General features: G+C 63.2%; 15 protein-coding genes. 10 read left to right on the plus strand and 5 right to left on the minus strand.

Going from position 1 to position 17,762, the window contains the following annotated elements:
• Positions 1-24: 24 nt before the first annotated feature.
• On the minus strand, positions 25-1,377 hold the full coding sequence (locus BLQ10_RS19175; RefSeq protein WP_091564604.1) for an MFS transporter: 1,353 nt from the start codon (positions 1,375-1,377) through the stop codon (positions 25-27).
• A 208-nt stretch (positions 1,378-1,585) separates the two neighbouring features.
• Here BLQ10_RS19175 and BLQ10_RS19180 point away from each other — a divergent pair, with 208 nt between their 5' ends.
• The 10 genes from BLQ10_RS19180 (at position 1,586) to BLQ10_RS19235 (ending at position 14,453) form a co-directional block, all read left to right on the plus strand.
• Positions 1,586-2,365 (plus strand): IclR family transcriptional regulator, encoded by a 780-nt coding sequence (locus tag BLQ10_RS19180; protein ID WP_091564605.1) that lies wholly within the window; start codon positions 1,586-1,588, stop codon positions 2,363-2,365.
• A gap of 131 nt (positions 2,366-2,496) precedes the next feature.
• Complete coding sequence (gene accB, locus BLQ10_RS19185; RefSeq protein WP_091564606.1) at positions 2,497-3,042, plus strand: acetyl-CoA carboxylase biotin carboxyl carrier protein; 546 nt, start codon at positions 2,497-2,499, stop codon at positions 3,040-3,042.
• Positions 3,039-4,391, plus strand: coding sequence for an acetyl-CoA carboxylase biotin carboxylase subunit (locus BLQ10_RS19190; RefSeq protein WP_091564607.1), 1,353 nt, complete (start codon positions 3,039-3,041; stop codon positions 4,389-4,391). The genes accB and BLQ10_RS19190 overlap by 4 nt, the downstream gene beginning before the upstream one ends.
• Complete coding sequence (locus BLQ10_RS19195) at positions 4,388-5,878, plus strand: pyruvate/oxaloacetate carboxyltransferase (RefSeq protein WP_091564608.1); 1,491 nt, start codon at positions 4,388-4,390, stop codon at positions 5,876-5,878. Before BLQ10_RS19190 ends, BLQ10_RS19195 begins: the two co-directional genes overlap by 4 nt.
• Positions 5,875-6,732 carry an HAD-IIA family hydrolase gene (locus BLQ10_RS19200; protein WP_091564609.1) on the plus strand — a complete coding sequence of 286 codons (858 nt, stop codon included), beginning with the start codon at positions 5,875-5,877 and terminating at the stop codon, positions 6,730-6,732. The genes BLQ10_RS19195 and BLQ10_RS19200 overlap by 4 nt, the downstream gene beginning before the upstream one ends.
• Positions 6,729-8,609, plus strand: a complete 1,881-nt coding sequence (locus BLQ10_RS19205; RefSeq protein ID WP_091564610.1) for a PEP-utilizing enzyme — start codon at positions 6,729-6,731, stop codon at positions 8,607-8,609. Before BLQ10_RS19200 ends, BLQ10_RS19205 begins: the two co-directional genes overlap by 4 nt.
• 10 nt (positions 8,610-8,619) lie before the next feature.
• A complete protein-coding gene (locus BLQ10_RS19210; RefSeq protein ID WP_091564611.1) occupies positions 8,620-9,705 on the plus strand; it encodes a PEP/pyruvate-binding domain-containing protein in 1,086 nt (361 codons plus the stop codon).
• Positions 9,706-10,181: 476 nt separating this feature from the next.
• Positions 10,182-10,568 carry a VOC family protein gene (locus BLQ10_RS19215; RefSeq protein ID WP_091564612.1) on the plus strand — a complete coding sequence of 129 codons (387 nt, stop codon included), beginning with the start codon at positions 10,182-10,184 and terminating at the stop codon, positions 10,566-10,568.
• Between the two features lie 1,929 nt (positions 10,569-12,497).
• Positions 12,498-12,935: a hypothetical protein gene (locus BLQ10_RS19230; RefSeq protein ID WP_091564615.1), complete on the plus strand. Its 438-nt coding sequence runs from the start codon at positions 12,498-12,500 to the stop codon at positions 12,933-12,935.
• 774 nt (positions 12,936-13,709) lie between these two features.
• Positions 13,710-14,453, plus strand: a complete 744-nt coding sequence (locus BLQ10_RS19235; RefSeq protein WP_091564616.1) for a GAF and ANTAR domain-containing protein — start codon at positions 13,710-13,712, stop codon at positions 14,451-14,453.
• 305 nt (positions 14,454-14,758) lie between these two features.
• Here the strand turns inward: BLQ10_RS19235 and BLQ10_RS19240 are convergent, their stop codons facing one another.
• From BLQ10_RS19240 to BLQ10_RS19260, 4 genes are all read right to left on the minus strand, one after another.
• The gene (locus tag BLQ10_RS19240; protein ID WP_091564617.1) at positions 14,759-14,950 is read right to left on the minus strand and encodes a hypothetical protein; all 192 of its coding nucleotides are present in this window, start codon (positions 14,948-14,950) and stop codon (positions 14,759-14,761) included.
• 114 nt (positions 14,951-15,064) lie between these two features.
• A complete protein-coding gene (locus BLQ10_RS19250) occupies positions 15,065-16,102 on the minus strand; it encodes a DUF2795 domain-containing protein (RefSeq protein WP_254785670.1) in 1,038 nt (345 codons plus the stop codon).
• Positions 16,103-17,152: 1,050 nt separating this feature from the next.
• Complete coding sequence (locus BLQ10_RS22995; protein WP_091564618.1) at positions 17,153-17,392, minus strand: ParA family protein; 240 nt, start codon at positions 17,390-17,392, stop codon at positions 17,153-17,155.
• 65 nt (positions 17,393-17,457) lie between these two features.
• A complete protein-coding gene (locus tag BLQ10_RS19260) occupies positions 17,458-17,760 on the minus strand; it encodes a helix-turn-helix domain-containing protein (RefSeq protein ID WP_091564619.1) in 303 nt (100 codons plus the stop codon).
• Positions 17,761-17,762: the final 2 nt, after the last annotated feature.

Here is a 17,762-nt window from a genome sequence, read left to right on the forward strand (position 1 = left end):
TGACGGGGAGAGTATGGGTTCCGCTTACGCAGCAGGCGAGGTGGGAGCCAGGGCGGTGTCCGCCAGGGCCGGCGGCTGTGTGCGCTTGAGCGACATGCCGAGCGAAACGATGCACAGGGCGGAGGTCGCCAGCGGGATGGCGAACAGGAAGAAGATGCGCTCCGGCTGCCAGCCGCCGGAGATCAGGTAACCCACCAGGATGGGGGCCACGATGGAGACCAAGCGGCCCAGCCCGATCATCCAGCCGATACCGGTGGCCCGTGCCCTCGCGGTGTAAACATCGGGTGCCACAGCGTAGAAGCCGGCAATCGCGGCGGTGGTGAGGATCCCGAGGAACAGTGCGACGACGAGGGCGACGTTGACCTGGGTGAAGACCACGCCGAAGAGCAGGTAGGCGACGGCGGCCAGAACCAGGGCCCAGACGAGCAGGGGCCGGCTGCGGCATTTGATGGCGAGTGCGCTGAAGATGAAGCAGCCGAGGATGCCGCCCGCGTTGGCGATCACACCGATGGTCACCCCGAGGGAGTCATTGCCGGAGGCTGCCGCAACGATCTTCGGAGTCCAGGTGTTCGCGAAGTAGTAGGCCGCGACGAGGCAGGCGTAGCCGATCCACAAAGCCAGCGTCCGGAAACGGGTGGGCCGGCTCAGGATCTCGCCCACCGCGCTCTGGTGGCGGACGGCAACGGGAAGTGCCGGCAGTTTGGCCAAAGCCGGCCGGCCGATCTTCGCAAGGATTCCGTTGACCTTGGGCAGGGCACCTGACGGGCGACGGGTCAGCAGGTAGTCGAGGGACTCCGGGAGGAAGCGCCAGGAGATCGCCAGCATCAGGACCGTCAGTGCCGCCCCCACGATGAACACTGAATGCCAGCCGTAGACCGGAATCAACGGGGCAGCAACCAGTCCGCCTACAGTGGCACCGATCGGATAACCGGCGGCGTAGATGCCGATGATGGTCCCCCGACGCTTGTCCGAGGAGTATTCCGACACCAGGACGTTCAGGTTGGCCATCATGCCGCCCACACCGAGTCCGGTGATGACCCGGAAAGCCATCAGCTGCATGGCATCACCGGCGAAAACGGAGAGCACCATACCAATGCTGATGATGACCAGCGAGATCAGGGCCAGCTTCCGGCGGCCGATCTTGTCCGCGAGCGGAGTCAGGAAGATCGAACCCGCGGCCATCCCGAACAGACTGGCGCTGAGGAGGAAGCCGAGGGTGACCGGGTCCAGCCCCCAAGCCCTGGAGAGGCTGGGCGCCGCATAGGCCATCACGGCCACGTCGAATCCGTCAATGAGGATCAGTGTCAGAGCGATCACTACGGCCATTACCTGGAATCGTGTCATCGGTGACTGGCGGATCTGGGTCAAGACGTCCATGTCTTCTTTCTTGCTGCCTGAATATGTGGGAGAGGTATGAAGTGAGCCTAGTCACAGCTCATTTGAGGCGTCTACCATTATGTTAGAGATTTCGCTTAGCGAAATTACGCGGGTGCCGTTTGATGTCCCGCGCTGGCAGCATTAGGGGCGCTGATTCGCGGGGATTGGTGGGCTAGTCAGGGCCGCCTGAGCGTGTCACCATTCTGCTATGCAAAATACAGAAAGTCCTTCCAAGCTCGAATCAGTTGACCGGGCGCTCCAGCTGCTGATCATCCTGCGCGGCGGCGAATCCATCAGCGTCAAGGCAGCCGGGGAGCGCCTCGGTGTGGCACCGTCCACGGCCCACCGGCTCCTTGGCGCCCTGGTCGCAAGGGACTTTGCCATCCAGGACCGGGAGCGGCGCTACCGGGCAGGCCCACAGCTGACTCCCCACGGCGAGGCCAATTTCTCCGTGAACCAGCTGCGTCAGGTAGGCCGCCCGGCCTTGCAGAAGCTCTATAGCGACATCAACGACACCGTCCAGCTCATGATTCTGACCGGGCCCCACATCCGCTTCATTGATGGCATCGAGTCAGAAGAGGCACTCCACGTCAAAGCCAGGATGGGCGACCTCATGCCGGCCTACTGCTCCGCCGGGGGCAAGGCCATCCTCGCCGAACTCGGCAACTTGGAGCTGGAGAAAATCTACCGCAGCGGCCTGACGCCGTGGCCCACAGCCCGGATCCATGCCATGCCTGCTCTCAAGCGGCAGCTCGCGACAGTCCGCAAGGCAGGCTATGCAACGAATTTCGAGGAAACGGAGCAGGGGGTCAGCGGCCTTGGCGTGTGCATCAGGGACCCCTCCGGAAAGCCCATCGCCGCCTACACCACAGCCATCCCCACCGCACGGTTTCAGAAGTCGATGGTTGCCGACCATGTGCAGTCGCTCCACGAGGCCGCAGCGATGACAGAGAAGGGCCTGCTGGAAGGAGCCGCTATGCGGGGATAAATTGCGCACAGCGGAATCTCTTCAGATTCCGTTGCGCAGACCGGGGTGCCTTCCTACGCTGTGAATAAGTGGCACACACCACAATCGGGCCTGATCAACGAGGACAGGCGTTACAGAAGGACATTCCGCACATGGACATTGACCTGGAGGAACTGGCTGCGATTATCGAGCAGCTGGACAAGACCGAGTTCACAGATTTTTTGTATGAGAAGGGTGAACTGCGGCTGCACGTACGCAGGGGCCGCCACATTCCGGAGGGCGCAATCCAGTCCCCTGCTGCCGCCGTCGCGGCCGCGGCCCCCGCTGCAGCGCCGCCGGTGGCCGTGCAGCCAGCAGAGCCGGCAGCCGCACCTGCGCCTGCGGCGCCAGCTCCCGCCGTCGTCATATCAAACGGCCACTCCCCCGCCATGAGCCCTGACGCGCTTCCGGCCGGACACATCCTGGTCACCGCGCCGATGCTCGGGACGTACTACGGCGCACCCAAGCCGGGCGAGCCCGCTTTCGTCCAGGTAGGCGATGCAGTGTCCGCCGATGCCGTGCTGTGCATTGTCGAAGTCATGAAGCTCATGAACTCCGTGACCGCCGGTGCCGCCGGCGAAGTTGCGGCCGTATTCGTTAAGGACGGCGACCTGGTGGAATTCGAGCAGCCGCTGTTCGCCATCCGGGCCGCCGCATGAAGCACCGCATCTTTGTGGCAAACCGCGGAGAGATAGCTGTCCGCATCATTGAGGCCTGCGACCGGCTCGGCTACGACACCGTCCTCGGCGTCTCCTCCGCGGATAAGGACACCCTGGGTGCCCGGCGGGCGGGACGCGTGGTAACCCTCGGCGGGCCGCGGCCCGCAGACAGCTACCTCAACATGAACGCCGTCGTCCAGGCCGCCATCTCGACCGGGTGCACTGCGGTGCACCCTGGCTACGGCTTCCTCTCCGAACGTCCGGCCTTCGCCGAACTATGTGCCGAGAACGGGCTGACCTTCGTGGGGCCTTCACCCGAGGCCCTGCGAGCGCTGGGAGACAAGCTGACGGCCCGGCGGCTGGCCGAATCCGTGGACGTCCCCGTCTCTGCAGGCGGCACCGCGCAAACGGCCGAGGAAGTCCAGCAGCTGGCCGAACGCATCGGCTACCCGGTACTCATCAAGGCAGCCCACGGCGGCGGCGGCCGCGGCATGAAACTCGTGGAAAGCACAACGGAACTGGCCGAGGCCTGGCAGCTGGCATCCTCCGAGGCGGAAGCCTCCTTCGGGGACGGCACAGTGTTCCTTGAACGGTTCGTCCAGGACGCCAAGCACGTGGAGGTCCAGATCCTCGGAGACCGCCACGGCCACCGCGTCCACCTCGGCGAGCGGGAATGTTCGGTGCAATACCGCTACCAGAAGGTCGTGGAGGAAGCACCCTGCACCGCCCTCCCCGAGGCCACCCGCGCACTCCTCTACCAGAGTGCCCTCCGGATCGCCGAGGCCCTGGATTATGTTGGCCTGGGAACCGTGGAGTTCCTCTACGACGTACAGCGTGATTCGCTGGCCTTCCTGGAAGTAAATCCGCGCGTGCAGGTGGAGCACCCTGTCACCGAGGCGATCACCGGCGTCGACCTGGTCCGTGAACAGCTGCTTGCGGCCCTGGGTGAGCCACTGTCCTTCACCCAGTCAGACATCACTCTGACCGGAAATGCCATCGAATGCCGCATCACCGCCCAGGACCCGGAAAACGACTTGCGGCCCTCACCGGGAACCGTCACGCGCTGGCGCCCTTCTGCCGCCGGCGGACTCAGGCTCGACACGCATATCTATGAGGGCTACCGCTTCCCGCCGTTCTACGACGCGCTGATGGCCAAGCAGATCGCCTGGGCACCGGACCGCGCCGCCGCCATCGAACGGATGGAACAGGCCCTGGCAGCCTTCGAGATCGAAGGCGTCACCACCTCCCTGCCGCTGCTGTCCCGGATTCTGGCCCATCCAGTCTTCCAGGACAACACGGTCACCACCCACTGGCTCAATGAACTGCTGACGGAAAAGGTGAACTCATGACCGACGTCAAACTCGTCGACGTCTCCCTGCGGGACGGCAACCAAAGCATCTGGGGTGCCACCGGAGTCACCACACGCATGGTTCAGGGCGTTGCTCCCCTGCTGGACCAGGTGGGCTACCACGCCATCGAACTGGTCTCCAGCACCCTCATGGCCACCGCCGTGCGGTACCACCAGGAGGATCCCTGGGAACGGTTGCGGGCCGCCCGCGACCTGATGCCCAACACGCAGCTAGGCTTCCTCACAACGGGCAAACGGTTCATCTCGTTCCACCGCACCCCGGACGCCGTGTTCGAACTTGCCTTCCGGCTGCTGGTCCGCAACGGCGTCAAGCGGCTCTGGGTGATCGATCCCATGCATGACATGGACGGTGCCAAGCGTACTGCCGAGATGGCCAAGCGCGTCGGCTTCGAAGAAGTCATCGGCGGGATCTGCTACACCACGAGCCCCGTCCACACGGACGAATACTTCGCCACCAAGGCCAAGGAACTCGACAACTGCGACGCCATCGACAGCGTCTACCTGAAGGACCCGGCCGGGCTGCTGACGCCGGACCGGGTGAAGAGCCTGGTCCCGCTGCTGCAGTCCAGCCTGACTTCCACCCGGTTGAATGAGATCCACTCGCACAGCACCACGGGCCTGTCCCCCATCACCGTCCTGGACGCTGCGGACCTGGGCATCGAGACAATCCACTGCGCCCTGCCCCCGCTCGCCAACGGAAGTTCGCACCCGGAAGCCCAGCGCCTGGTCCATAACCTTCGGGCCCGCGGCCACAACGTCAACGTGGACCTGGACGCCATGGCCAAAGCGTCGGCCTACCTGCAGCGCCAGGGGCGGATCAAGAACCTGCCCGCCGGCAGCCCCAATGAGTACGACGAGGCCTATTACCGGCACACCATTCCCGGCGGGGTGCAGTCCACCACCCGGCGGCAGCTCGGTGAAATCCGGCGCGCTGACCTGTTCGACCAGGTGATCGAGGAATCCGTCCAGGTCCGCGAGGACCTTGGCTGGCCGATCGTGATGACACCTTTTGCCCAATACATCGTCACCCAGGCCACCCTGAACGTCATCACCGGTGAACGGTACAAGCAGCTTTCCGATGAGGTCATCGACCTGCTGCGCGGCGACTTCGGCCCGTTGCCCGGGGCCGTGAACCCCGAACTGATGGACCGGGCCATGGCCACCAAGCGCGGACAACAGCCAGTCAACGACGGCGGCGGCGACGTCACCATCGCGGATCTGCGGCGGCGCTTCGGGGCCACAATCAGCGATGAGGAACTCCTCCTGCGCGCGGTGATGCCTGCCGAGCAGGTGGACACCATGTATGCGGCGAAGAAGGACTCCACCACGTCAACGCTGCAGCGGTTGCTGGCAGGAGTGAATGACCGGCCCTCCACCTCGGTGTCCATCAGCGACGGCACCACGAAATTTTCCATTCAACGCGGGACGTCCAACGAAGCGGCGGCAGCACAAGGAGTCACAGCATGAACGACCGAATAAGCAACTCCCGGGCTTGGGTGCTGGATGTTGATGGCTGCCTGATGCGCACCGCCCGCGCGGGCGGCGCCGGCGGCTCCGCGATGCCCGGCGCCGGCGAACTGGTTGACGCGTTGCGGCGTGCGGGCCACTCCATCGTCATCTGCACCAACGCATCCCAGAAGCCGCCGCGGGAGTACGCGGCCCACCTGCGCTCGGCAGGCATCAACGTGGCGGATGACGAGTTCGTGACCGCAGGCAGCGCTGCCGCGGACTACATCGCGGCACACCATCCGGGAGCCCGGGTGCTGGTGGTCGGTGATGAAGGTGTTGCCGACCCCGTACGAAGCGCGGGACTCGAGCTGGTCTCCCCCGCCTCCGCAACACTGGCCGACGTCGTGGTGGTCGGGGCAGCAAACAACTACAGCCAGGAGCTCCTCAACGCCGCGTGCCTCGCCGTCGACGCCGGGGCACCGCTCTACACCACCGTTAACGTGCCGTGGTTCCACGGCGGGCTGGGCAAATCCATTGCCGTCTCGGCAACCATCGCGGCGGCGATCGGCTGGACCACCGGCACCGTGGCCCAGGTCCTGGGCAAACCCTCCGCAGCCTTGGGCGAAACGCTGCTGCACCGGCTGGGTACCCCTGCCGGACTGGTCACGGTGGTGGGTGATGCCACCGCTGAAATCGACCTGGCCAGGTCCATGGGTGCCAACAGCGCGCTGGTCCTCTCCGGCGCAACCTCTCCCGAACTGCTCGCCACGCTCGAAGGCGCCGCCAGACCGGATCTCGCCCTGGCCGACGTCGCCGAACTGCTTGAATTCCTCACCCCCTCCCTTTCACTGTCGCAAGGAGCCACATCATGACCGAAACCACCCCGGACAGCGCAGCACGCTTCCCGTTCTTCAACGAATCCACCACCCCTGCCGGCGGTGCGGGCTGGGAGTCGATGTACCCGTACTACCTGGTCCCCTCCGAGGAAACCACGGAGCACGAGAACGCCCAGTTTTGGTTCGCTGACACCATGCACTGGTCCCGCGGCTGCCACCCCTTCGACAGCATCGGCGCTGAGGCCGTGTACCTGGGCGTCGGAACGTTCAGCACCCGCATCTTCGCCCTGCCGGTGTCGCTGGGCCTGGACGTCCGCGTGGTCAACGGGTATGTCTACATCTCGCCGCTGGGCGTTGAGGACCCCGCGCGGATCCAGGAGCGCGTGGCCATCTTCCAGGAACGCGCCGGATATTACTACGCCAACTGGGACGAGCTGTACGGCAAGTGGAAGAACAAGATGGAAGGCGCCATCGATTCCCTGCGCACCATCGAGTTCCCCCGCCTGACCGAATACGACCCCGCCGAAGTGGTCACCGAAGCGCGCGGCCGGTCCTCGGCCATGGCGGTCATCGAGAACTACCACCGGCTGATCGATGAATTCTTCTCCATCTGGCAGTACCACTTCGAATTCCTGAACTTGGGCTACGGCGGCTACATCACCTTCTTCCAGTTCTGTAAGCAGGCCTTCCCGCTCATCAGCGAGCAGTCCATCTCCCGCATGGTGGCCGGCGTCGATGTCCTCGCCTTCCGCCCGGACGACGAACTGCGCAAGCTCGCCGCGCTCTCCCACGAACTCGACTTGAACAGCATCATCACCGGCGACAGCGGCCCGGAAGCCATCCTGGCCGCTCTGGCGGAAACAACCAACGGCCGGACCTGGCTGGCCGCGTTCGAAGAGGCCAAGGACCCCTGGTTCAACTACTTTGCGGAGTACGGTTTCACCCACGACCAGGAAACCTGGGCAAGCGACCTCTCCATCCCCCTGCAAGGCATCTCCCGGTATGCGGTCAAGATCGCCGCGGGCGAAGACATCTCCCGGCCCATCGAGCGGCTCCGCGACGAACGGGACGAGATCGTGGACGAATACCGCGCCCTCCTCACCGGCGATGAGGCACGCCAGTTCGACGAACTGCTCGGCCTCGCCCGGAAGGTCTTCCCCTACATCGAAGAGCACAACATCTACGTGGAGCACTGGTCCCACAAGGTTTTCTGGGAAAAGGCGTGGGACCTGGCCCGTTTCCTGGTGGATGCCGGCTTCCTCGACACCGCCGAGGACATGTTCTACCTGAACCGCTTTGAGCTGGACACCGCACTCTTCGATGTCGTGGACTCCTGGGCGATCGGCGTCCCGGCACGTGGCAAGAAGCGCTGGCAGGCCGAAATCGCCCGCCGCCGCCCGATTGTTGCGGCGCTCCAGGCAGCCAGTGCCCCGCCCGCCTACGGTATCCCGCCGCAGCAGGTCACGGACCCGTTCGCCGTGATGAACTACGGCGTGACCACCGAACGCGTGCAGGACTGGCTCGGGGCCTCCGACGGCGCCACTGACAAGCTCAACGGCATCCCGGGCTCCCTCGGAATCGTCGAGGGCCCCGTCCGGGTGCTGCGTTCCGAAAAGGACCTGCCGCTCCTGCTGCCGGGTGAAATCCTGGTGGCTCCGATTACCGCTCCGTCCTGGGCGGCGGCCTTCGCAGTGGCCACCGGAGTCATTACCGACATCGGCGGCATGATGTGCCACGCCGCCATCGTCTGCCGCGAATACGGCATTCCCGCCGTGGTGGGAACCGGCTTTGCCACCGCCCGCCTGACCACCGGCCAAAGGGTCCGGATCGACGGCAAGGCGGGCACCGTCGTCGTCCTCGAACCGGCCCCCGACACCACCCGCGCAAGTGACACCGCCGCAGCGGTCCGCTAGGAGTTTGACCGTGTTTACCCGAGAATTCAACGACCCCACCTGCCAGGACGTCCGGGAAGTGGGCGGCAAGTCCGCGGGCCTGGCCCAAATGACCGCCGCCGGGCTGCCCGTTGCCCCCGGCTTTGCCGTGACCGCGGCCGCCTACCGGGCCTACCTCCAGACAGGGGGCCTGCAGGAATTCACCCGTGGGGTGCTCGACGGCCTGGGTACCGGCAGGGAGCAGTCAGCGTTCGACGACGCCGACCGCGACATTAGCGAACGGTTCACCCGGATGCCCCTACCCGATTCGGTAGCGAACGCGATACGTGCAGCGTACGCCAAGCTCTGCGAGGACACCGGCGTGGACAACATCGCCGTGGCCGTGCGGTCCAGTGCCACCGCGGAAGACTCGGTGGGCGCAAGCTTCGCCGGCGAGTTCGAAACGTGGGTAGACATCGTCGGCGCGGATGCCGTCCTCGAATACGTGCACAAATGCTATGTAAGCGTCTTCGCAGGCCGCGTCCTCTCCTACCTCGCCGAGAAAGAGATCGATCCGCACGCCATCGAGATGGCCGTGGTGATCCAGAAAACCGTGCGCGCCCGCGCCGCGGGCGTGATGTTCACACTTAGCCCCACCAGCGGTGACCGGTCCAAGATCGTGATGGAAGCCAGCTGGGGCCTGGGCCTGTCAGTGGTGGGCGGTGAAGTGACACCGGACCGCTTTGTGGTGGACAAGGTGGGCCTCGGCATCGCGGACCGGGTGGTGGGCAACAAAATCATCGAGTACCGCCGCGGTGACGCGCCGGTGGACGTCCCTGCCGAACGCCGCGATGTGTTGTGCCTGCAGGATGACGAGGTGGTGGCGCTGGCTACGCTCGGCAAGAAGCTGGAGCGAATCCATCAGGCACCTCAGGACATTGAATTCGCGGTGGACGAAGAGCTCCCCGAGGGCAGCAACCTGATCCTGCTCCAGTGCCGTCCGGAGACCGTCTGGTCCAATGCCGACCGCAAACCGGCGTTCGACGCAACGGCGGGCATGATGTCCTGGATCACCGGCAGCATCTCCGGTGCTACCGCTCCGCCTGCCCACGCGCACGACACCTCACACCAGCACTGAGCCTGACGGTACGGGCTTCGGTATCAAATGCCAGGAGCTGGCCGCGCAGCAGCGCGGCCAGCTCCATATGCGGCGGTGCTGCGGATGGGAACAGCTCTGAGATAATCGCCCATACCGATATATCGGGACGCGGCCGTGTCGGAATCTCTCTCTGACGAGGGGACACGCTGCGCCCAACGTGGGGACTCGCAGCGTATTCCAGCCCTGCATACACTGGACTCCCTATCGGTGCCTTGCTACCTAAGCCTCTCAGGAAGGCCTGACAACTACCGGGAATCCCGTTTTGCGCCATATATATGGCTCGTCTATCGGACTTGTGGTTTCAGCGTGGCGAGCCAGTTTGTGCCCTGATTTCTGTTGTTCCCCGTTGCTGAGGCTGGCCCAACGAAGGTTCCAAGGATGTAGCGCGCGCTCTTGAAATCTGAAGAGTGCTGGATGTCAGATGGTCTCAGACAACCGCACCGGAGGAGGTCGCCATGACGGTCACTTTCAACCACACCATCGTCTACGCAACGGACAAGCGCCGTTCGGCGGAGTTCCTGGCCAACGTACTCGGGCTGCCGGAACCCCAACCTATGTGGTCTTTCATGACCGTACCCCTTGACCATGGAGTGGCCCTCGATTTCGCCACGGCGGACCGGCCCATCTCCCCGCAGCACTACGCCTTCCTGGTCAGCGAGGAGGACTTCGACGGAATCTTCGCAAGGATCCAGGCCGAGGGCATCCCCTACTGGGCGGACCCGGGACGGTCCCGCCCACAGCAGATCAACCACAACGACGGCGGACGCGGCGTCTACTTCGCGGATCCTGACGGGCATTTCCTCGAGGCAATCACGCGTCCGTACGGATCGGGTGCTGCATGATTCCCAGTTGCCGGGTTCGATGCGGTTGGCCCACCACACGCGCCAACGCTTTCCCTTCAGATTTGCCGACAACGTCGCGACCGTGGCGTGGTCATCCAGTCGGGATAGGGCACCTAACGAGTAACGGTCCAGTAACGTCCGACGAGAATACTTGAAAGCCCGGTGGGAAGCTTCGATGATTCGCATCTGCCATTGGGGCAATGACCGAATAAGATTGCGACGCGTTAATTTCAGGAGGCCTAATCGCCATGGCTGAATTCATTCTTGTAGTGCCTGGCTACGCCGCCATTGCCTCACGGGGTGGCCCTGACGTGTTTGTGAATGTGGACGATCTAGGCTGGACCGATCAAGCCGGGCTTCGCAGCGGCACCGACGTTCAATTCCGGGGACAGCAAGGCACGTCCATGGAGTTTCATTTTCCTTTCACGACGCCACTCTCCTTCGGCACCGGGCCGGGAGGTAGTGGCAGCCGGATGAGTATTGGCGGAGCTTTCGTCACTTTCTATGTCCGCAGAACGGTCCCAGTCTCCACGGTGCGGGTGAATCGCATTAGAATTTTTGATCGGTTGACCACGTTGTTTGACACCATACCCACACTGGGGCAGTTGAACATGCCGGAACTTGCGGGTGCGCCCCCCGGCTCAGCAGGGCGATTGGAGGGCCCAGCTCGGTTCATAAATAGCACTGTAAGCGGTCGAAACCTTCACCTCTTTGAGCCCCCAAAGTTCATCAATAAGAGTATAGGGCTGACGATAACTGTGGACTTTCCCGACGGGGGCGTCATAGGTTTCACTGGTGCCGGCATCCAGCTCGTGAGCTAAATCAAAGTGAAAGAGACAGGAGGGCCAAGATTGTGACGGACACGAATAGTGGCGCAACGGACCAAACGGTGAGGACGTTCGGTGATTCTCTTATGCGCTCCTTCCGGATCTCCACCCGCGTGGAGTTGCGAGACGACGCCGTCGGTGGTTCGCTCCAGCGATTCGGGGAAGCTCTGGTGGCGTATCTGGACTCCCAGACGACGGAGGCTTCTGGTTCTCGACTGCCATTGGACGACAACCGCAACATTGAACTAGCCGAGGTATCAGAGCCCGTATCTACGGGAGCCTACATGGACTTTTTGGCTGCGCTGGTGGACTTCTATCGGGGGAGCCGCTCCGTGAACGACTTTCGGGGCTGATGTTCGCAGCCGAAGTCGAATCCCAACCCCTCCCCCAGTTGGCCATTGCGAACTGGCGGGCGAGCGCGGCCAACGTTGCCCCACGCCGCCGACCATGGCAGGCGCCTTGGAGGACAACCGATTTCACATTTTGGTTGCCCGCCTCATTCATCTACTCAACCTGTAGTAGCGACACTAGGAGTGTGTCTAAAATGCGCGGAGCCATGCAATACGGCGGAGTAAATAACGCTGATCCGGAACTCACCGAGCTTAGATCGACCGGAGCTGTTTCGCCGGGTGGTGCGACCCCGAATGCCGGAAACACCACACTGCTGGTGACGAACCCCGGGGTCGGGATAGGTGTTCAAGTGGGCGAATGGCCTGCCATTGGGAGTGCTGGGATTGGCGTGATAAGTTCCGGGAATGCCAAGGGTTTATGGGCCCGAGCGTCCCAAAATCAATTCTGCACAGGCATTGACGCGGAAGGAAGAAATGGGGTCCGCGGCGTTTCGCTCCAAGGGGATGCAAGTGACGCTGGAGTAGAGGGGACGGCAACAGGCTTCAACAGCAACGGTCTCATCGGCGAAGCAAATAACGGTCCAAGCTCCTATGGTGTCTGGGGGAAAAGTACGACAGGACTTGCGGGTGCGTTCTACGGACGGGTCCACGTTTTTGGAACGTTGACCAAGTCCGGGGGCGGGTTCCAAATTGACTGCCCCGGAAGGGAAACGGAAAGGTATTTGAATCATTCATATGTAGAGTCTGACGACATGAAGAATCTCTACGATGGGATGGCTACCCTGGACGAAAACGGCAGCGCCCAGGTAGTTCTTCCCGAGTGGTTTAGTGGCTTGAATCAGGACTATCGCTATCAGCTCACTAGTGTTGGCCAGCCTGCACCCAACCTTCACATTGCCGAGGAAATTTCAAAAGACGGCTTTCTGATCGCAGGAGGCCTCCCCGGGTCAAAGGTTTCTTGGCAAGTGACGGGCAATAGGAAGGATGCCTGGGCGGAGCGGAATCGGATCCCGGTGGAAGAGCCTAAGCCCCATGAGATGCTCGGGCGATACCTTCATCCGGAGGTTTTCGGCAAGCCGGATACGGAGGGTGAACAGTACCTTCGGGAGGAAATGCTGAACGCGCGCCGGAAGGGTATTAACGGGGTGCAGCCAGGAGACCTTGAGCCAGACGCGGAGCTTCCCCGCTAGCCTTGGTAGGGTGATGTTCGGCTGGTAGCTAGCGAAACGGGTGTCGCGATGGTTCGCATGGTGCTACGAAGCGAATGCGGGGATGGCGCGACAACGGCAGCATTGACCTCGCCCTACCCTGCGCCCCGGACGGGAATTAGACGCCGGATGGCGTGCGGTCATTCTGAACGGCCCAACGATAGCTGGGCGGGCCCTCCGCGCAACCAGGGCGCTGCCGCGCCGGCCCCGGGAACCGCAAACTTCCCCGCGGCGTGACTGCTCCTGCAGCTGGACGAAGTTTCCGAACCCCGACGCCGGTTCCCCAAGTTGCACTGCAGCGCCTCGACCCAGCAGCCGGTCCCCTACCAGAACGACGCCCCCAGCCCCACGACACGAGCGTAATCACGACTCGAAGGCTGCTACGCCGCGCACAACCACGCCATAACCGAGCTGACTCACCAGGCTATTTTGACTCGAACAGCCCCGGATGCACCACTGGTGAGACGAGATACGGTGAGACGCGTTTCCGAGACATAGGTAGGCCGGCTCTTCCGCCAGCTCGGGCGGCTCCTCCAAGCTGCGAGGGTTGTCTTGAAAAGCTGTTGTTTACCGAGACGGAATCTGGCCCGCTAGCCGTACGGGTTCCCATGATCCTGGGCCGTGGAAACGGGACCTGCTGGTTATTGCAGAGGAAGCGGAGCATACTCGAAGGACAGCCGCACTTGCTGCTACGTCGTCCTCCGGTGCCCCCCGTCAAGGGTTGTTGTCAGGGCCCAATGAGGAATGAGGCCAGTCATGGCCGACGACACACGTCTACTATTCCCGGATCTCCTCGTCGACCACTTGCAGGATCTTGTCCTGAAAACCGAGGACGTAAAGGAGATGCTGGACGAACTCGCCGAGTTCTCCGCCGTCACTTTGGCCGACCCAGCCATCGCCTTCTGCAGCATCACGCTGATTCAGCGAAAGAAACCAGTGACCGTGGCCAGCAACGAAGACAGCGCGCTCCGTCTGGACGAAACGCAATATAGTGCTGGCGATGGGCCCTGCCTGTCAGCGATCCGCCAGCAGCTCGTCGTGCATGTACCTGACTTGACTAACGAGGACCGCTGGCCCGCGTACACTGCCGCGGCGCTGGAGGCGGGAGTAGGATCCAGCCTCTCCGTGCCGCTGGTCCTTGAGGGGGAAGCGGAGGCGGGCCTTAACTTTTACTCCACCCGGTCCCATGGCTTCACCGGTGAAGACATCAGCATGGTCGAAACGTATTCATATCATGCGTCTAAGGCACTTCGCCTGGCCGTACGAATCAGCCAACTGGCCGAGGCGAAAGCCCACCTCATTGCTGCTATGGAATCCCGGACCACCATCGACCTGGCGACTGGCGCCATCATGGCGCAGAACCGCTGCAGCCAGGAGGCGGCCATTAGGATCCTGAGAATCGCTTCCAACACCCGGAACGTCAAACTCCGGGACATCGCCGCGTCGGTGGTCGCGTCAATATCGCACGACCCGAGAGTCCGGACGCACTTCGACGCGTAAGGACGTTCTTAGGGGGTCCGTGATGCCGAGCAGCTTCCAGCCCCAAGAGTACAGAGAGGTAGAAGACGCGCAGCCGGCGGGGTGAGCGGGGCTGGCACGCAACCGTCAGCGGGCCCGGTATTAAATCCCACGGCGCAGCAGGTCGGCTTGCCCCGAGCGATGACAGCGTAAGCGGCCGCCCGTCCTCCCCCACCAGCCGCAGCCATGCGACACTGATCGCCCTGGCACTGGAAGGGACCTCGTCGTGCGGCAGCGCAGTTACAGGGTGGGGGACCAAGCACGCGGCGTGATGAGCGCCGGCTCGGTTACGTTTCGGCGTGGGCGTGTCCAATGAGGGTTGCCCTGTCGCCGTCGGAGCTTTCGAGTTCGAGGATCACCAGCTTCCGCTGACGGCGCCGGCTGAGAACCCGAAATTCGATATTTTGGATGCGCAGCGCGTCCCCTGCCCGGACGCGTTTCAGTGCCACCCTGCGCGGCTCCTGCATGCGGGAAGTCATGCTTATCGTCGTCCTCTCCTGACTGGCACAACCAGTGGATTCCTGGGGGCAGCATCCGGCCATTGCTTATGGAAGGTTCCACGGGCCTAGCGCAGTTTCCGGGTTGCCCGGTTCTTAGCCGTCCGAGACGGCGGAACTGACGGCCGTGGGTCCGTCGTACTCCTTTTCGGGAATGTGGTTCAGCGCGTCCAGTACGTCGCTGCCCGCTCCGGCGTCTTTGGCGTGCGCAAGCAGGGAGTCCTTGGTCGCGGGGTAATCGACACCTCGGAGGAACTTTTGAATGCGGATGGGATCTGGTGGGTTGGCCATGTCAGTACCTTTCGATTGACGGTTGTTCTTTTCCTTCACCCCCTGGTCACCCAGCACGACATCGAAGGCTTCGATTCGGCGGTCCGTAATGGTGGTGGGTGACTCCAGGTGGACGGCCCCGCTGGGAAGTATCCCCGCCCCGCCGTACTTTTCCATGACTTTCCACTGGGCCACGACGTCTTCACCACAGTGTTCGGACGGCAGTTCCGTCCAAAAACCGAACCCTCCGACGTCTTCCAGAGCTATGCGCCTAAACATGGTGCACCCGCCCAGCCACGCCACCTTATAGGCAAGCCATTCCCCAGGTTCCAGGCCGAGCTCGACACTGAGATGGCTCAGGTTTGCTGCACTGTGCAGAGGCCAACGCTCAAATGCCGGCTCGTCCGGCCTGACTCGTTCCGGCGCAACCGATCCGTCCCAGGCTGCGAAACTTTCAGTCTGCTCCGGTCTCCGGTCCTTGAGGTAGGAGAAACCTTGTGGAGCCATGCCTACGAACCCGCAGCGCAGCTCATTCAACGCGTGGGCCATCCTGCCGAGAGCTCCGGGTTCCAGCCAGACGTCATCGTCCAGGAAGAGCATCTTTTCCCCGGAAGCTTGCTCCAGAAGGAATTGCCGGTGTTCAGCCAGTCCCCGACGAGGCAGATGGCGGAGCAAATCAACCCGGGTGCCCTGCGCTTCAAGCACCCGAAGAACGGCGGCAACCGGCGCCTGCACCCACGCCGGAGGCCCATCCGATTGGTCGCTGACAACGATGCGGAATATCGGACCGTCCTGGGCGGCCAGTCCCGCCAATGTGACGGCCAATTCCGCAGCCCTGTTCCGGGTCGGTATCAGGACATCCACTTCCGCATCCTTGAACGGGCGCGGATCTGCCGCCCACCGTACTGACGTCTCGCGATTCAACGCTCTCCGCCTTTCGGTTAGAGGTTGCATGAGTAGGTATGCGCATCTTCAGGTACCCCAAGAGGCCCAGCAATAAACCCGGCACGCCGGTCCGGATCGGGAAGCACCGTTGGCCGCTTATCGATCCGGGAACCTACAGGCGGGGCACCCCGTCCTGTTCTTGCCTGAGGCGGATTCGAAACTACCCGAAACCTGAAGACACCGCCGGTAACAGGTCCGAAATTGCCGTAGTGTGCCCGTCCGCGGCACTAGCCCTCTGTATCCGGCACTGACCAACTGTCGGCTCTCTGGGAGCTTTGACGGAACGAAAGGGAGCGGCCTCAAGCCCGCCTCCCCCACTTCTCAGCCAGCGCTGGCCGCGAGGCCCCCCGAGACGGCCCGTCAACAGCTTCGGAGGGGATGCCCTGTTGTCCTCGCCGCCCCAGTTCCGCCGCCACTAGATCCAGCAGCAACTCCCGGGCACCCTCTGATGGACGATTAAACGGCCGCCGGGCGGCCGGGCGAAGCAAAATCTGACGAATGAGAATCAATTCACCCGACGGAACGAGTGGCCACTGGTAAAAGATGACGCCTTCCAGCGGGGTGCAGTTCCATAACAGGACGATCCCTACCTGACCCCGAGCGTGGGATCGGCTGATGTGATGACAGTGCCATGCCGGAACCTCCCCGACGCACAGATCAGCCAACTGCATGACTCCATCCAGCATATGAGCCTCAGCCAGATCATGCCAGACGATCCGCAAAGCCGGTTCCTCCCTGACCACACCACCGGGACCGTGCTCAAGCCGCTCCCTCGTAGTGCGGCGTTCGCACCCGTCCCGGGCATCCATCGGGCACCGGGGCGGCAGGCCTCTCCCCTTGGCTCGGGATGCGGGCAGCAACCGGCCGCCGGGCATCCTACGGCATACGCGTGTTCTTCCGGGCAGTCTAAGCTGGATACAGTGCATCGGCCCGCGAAGCTTTCTACTCGGTGAGCGTTCCCCGAGTCGTCTATGTACGCGATGTAAGTCTGCCGCCGTCACCCTGGTCGGCATAGCCGAGGTCCTCGGCGAGGATTCCTTGAGGGTCAAGATCCACGAGGAGCACACGCGATCCGCCCTCAGCGAGGAGTCCACCTACGTTGGCCACGAGGCTGGTCTTGAAGACCCCGCCTTTGCCGTTGATTACCGCGATAACGCGGCTTAGGGCAGCGCGGCTTCGGTGACGCCTGGTTTTATTACCCTGGGACATTGGTTGAGAGCCGCGCCCACGCTTCTCTCTCCCGGCCGCCTCCAGCGCAGCAGCGGGGTTGAAACTTACGAGGCTAACCGCTCACGTGCCTTGCGATCAGAGCTGGCCGGTTCAACGCCACGTTCGGGCTGGTTGATCTCGGCCCACACCACATCGAGGGAGAGCCCGAGGACATCGGCGATCGCAGCGATGGTCGGGAAGGCAGGGGTCGCTACGCGGCCCGTCTCGATCTTCCGGAGGGTCTCCGGTGAGACACGCGCATCGAGCGCGATGTCGAGCATCGAGCGCTCTCCCCTGGCACGACGCAACAGGGCACCGAGCCGCTGTCCGCGCTCGACCTCTTCGAATGTGAGGGGCAATCTGACCATGG

Source organism: Arthrobacter sp. ok362 (genome assembly GCF_900102785.1).
Taxonomy (GTDB): domain Bacteria; phylum Actinomycetota; class Actinomycetes; order Actinomycetales; family Micrococcaceae; genus Arthrobacter.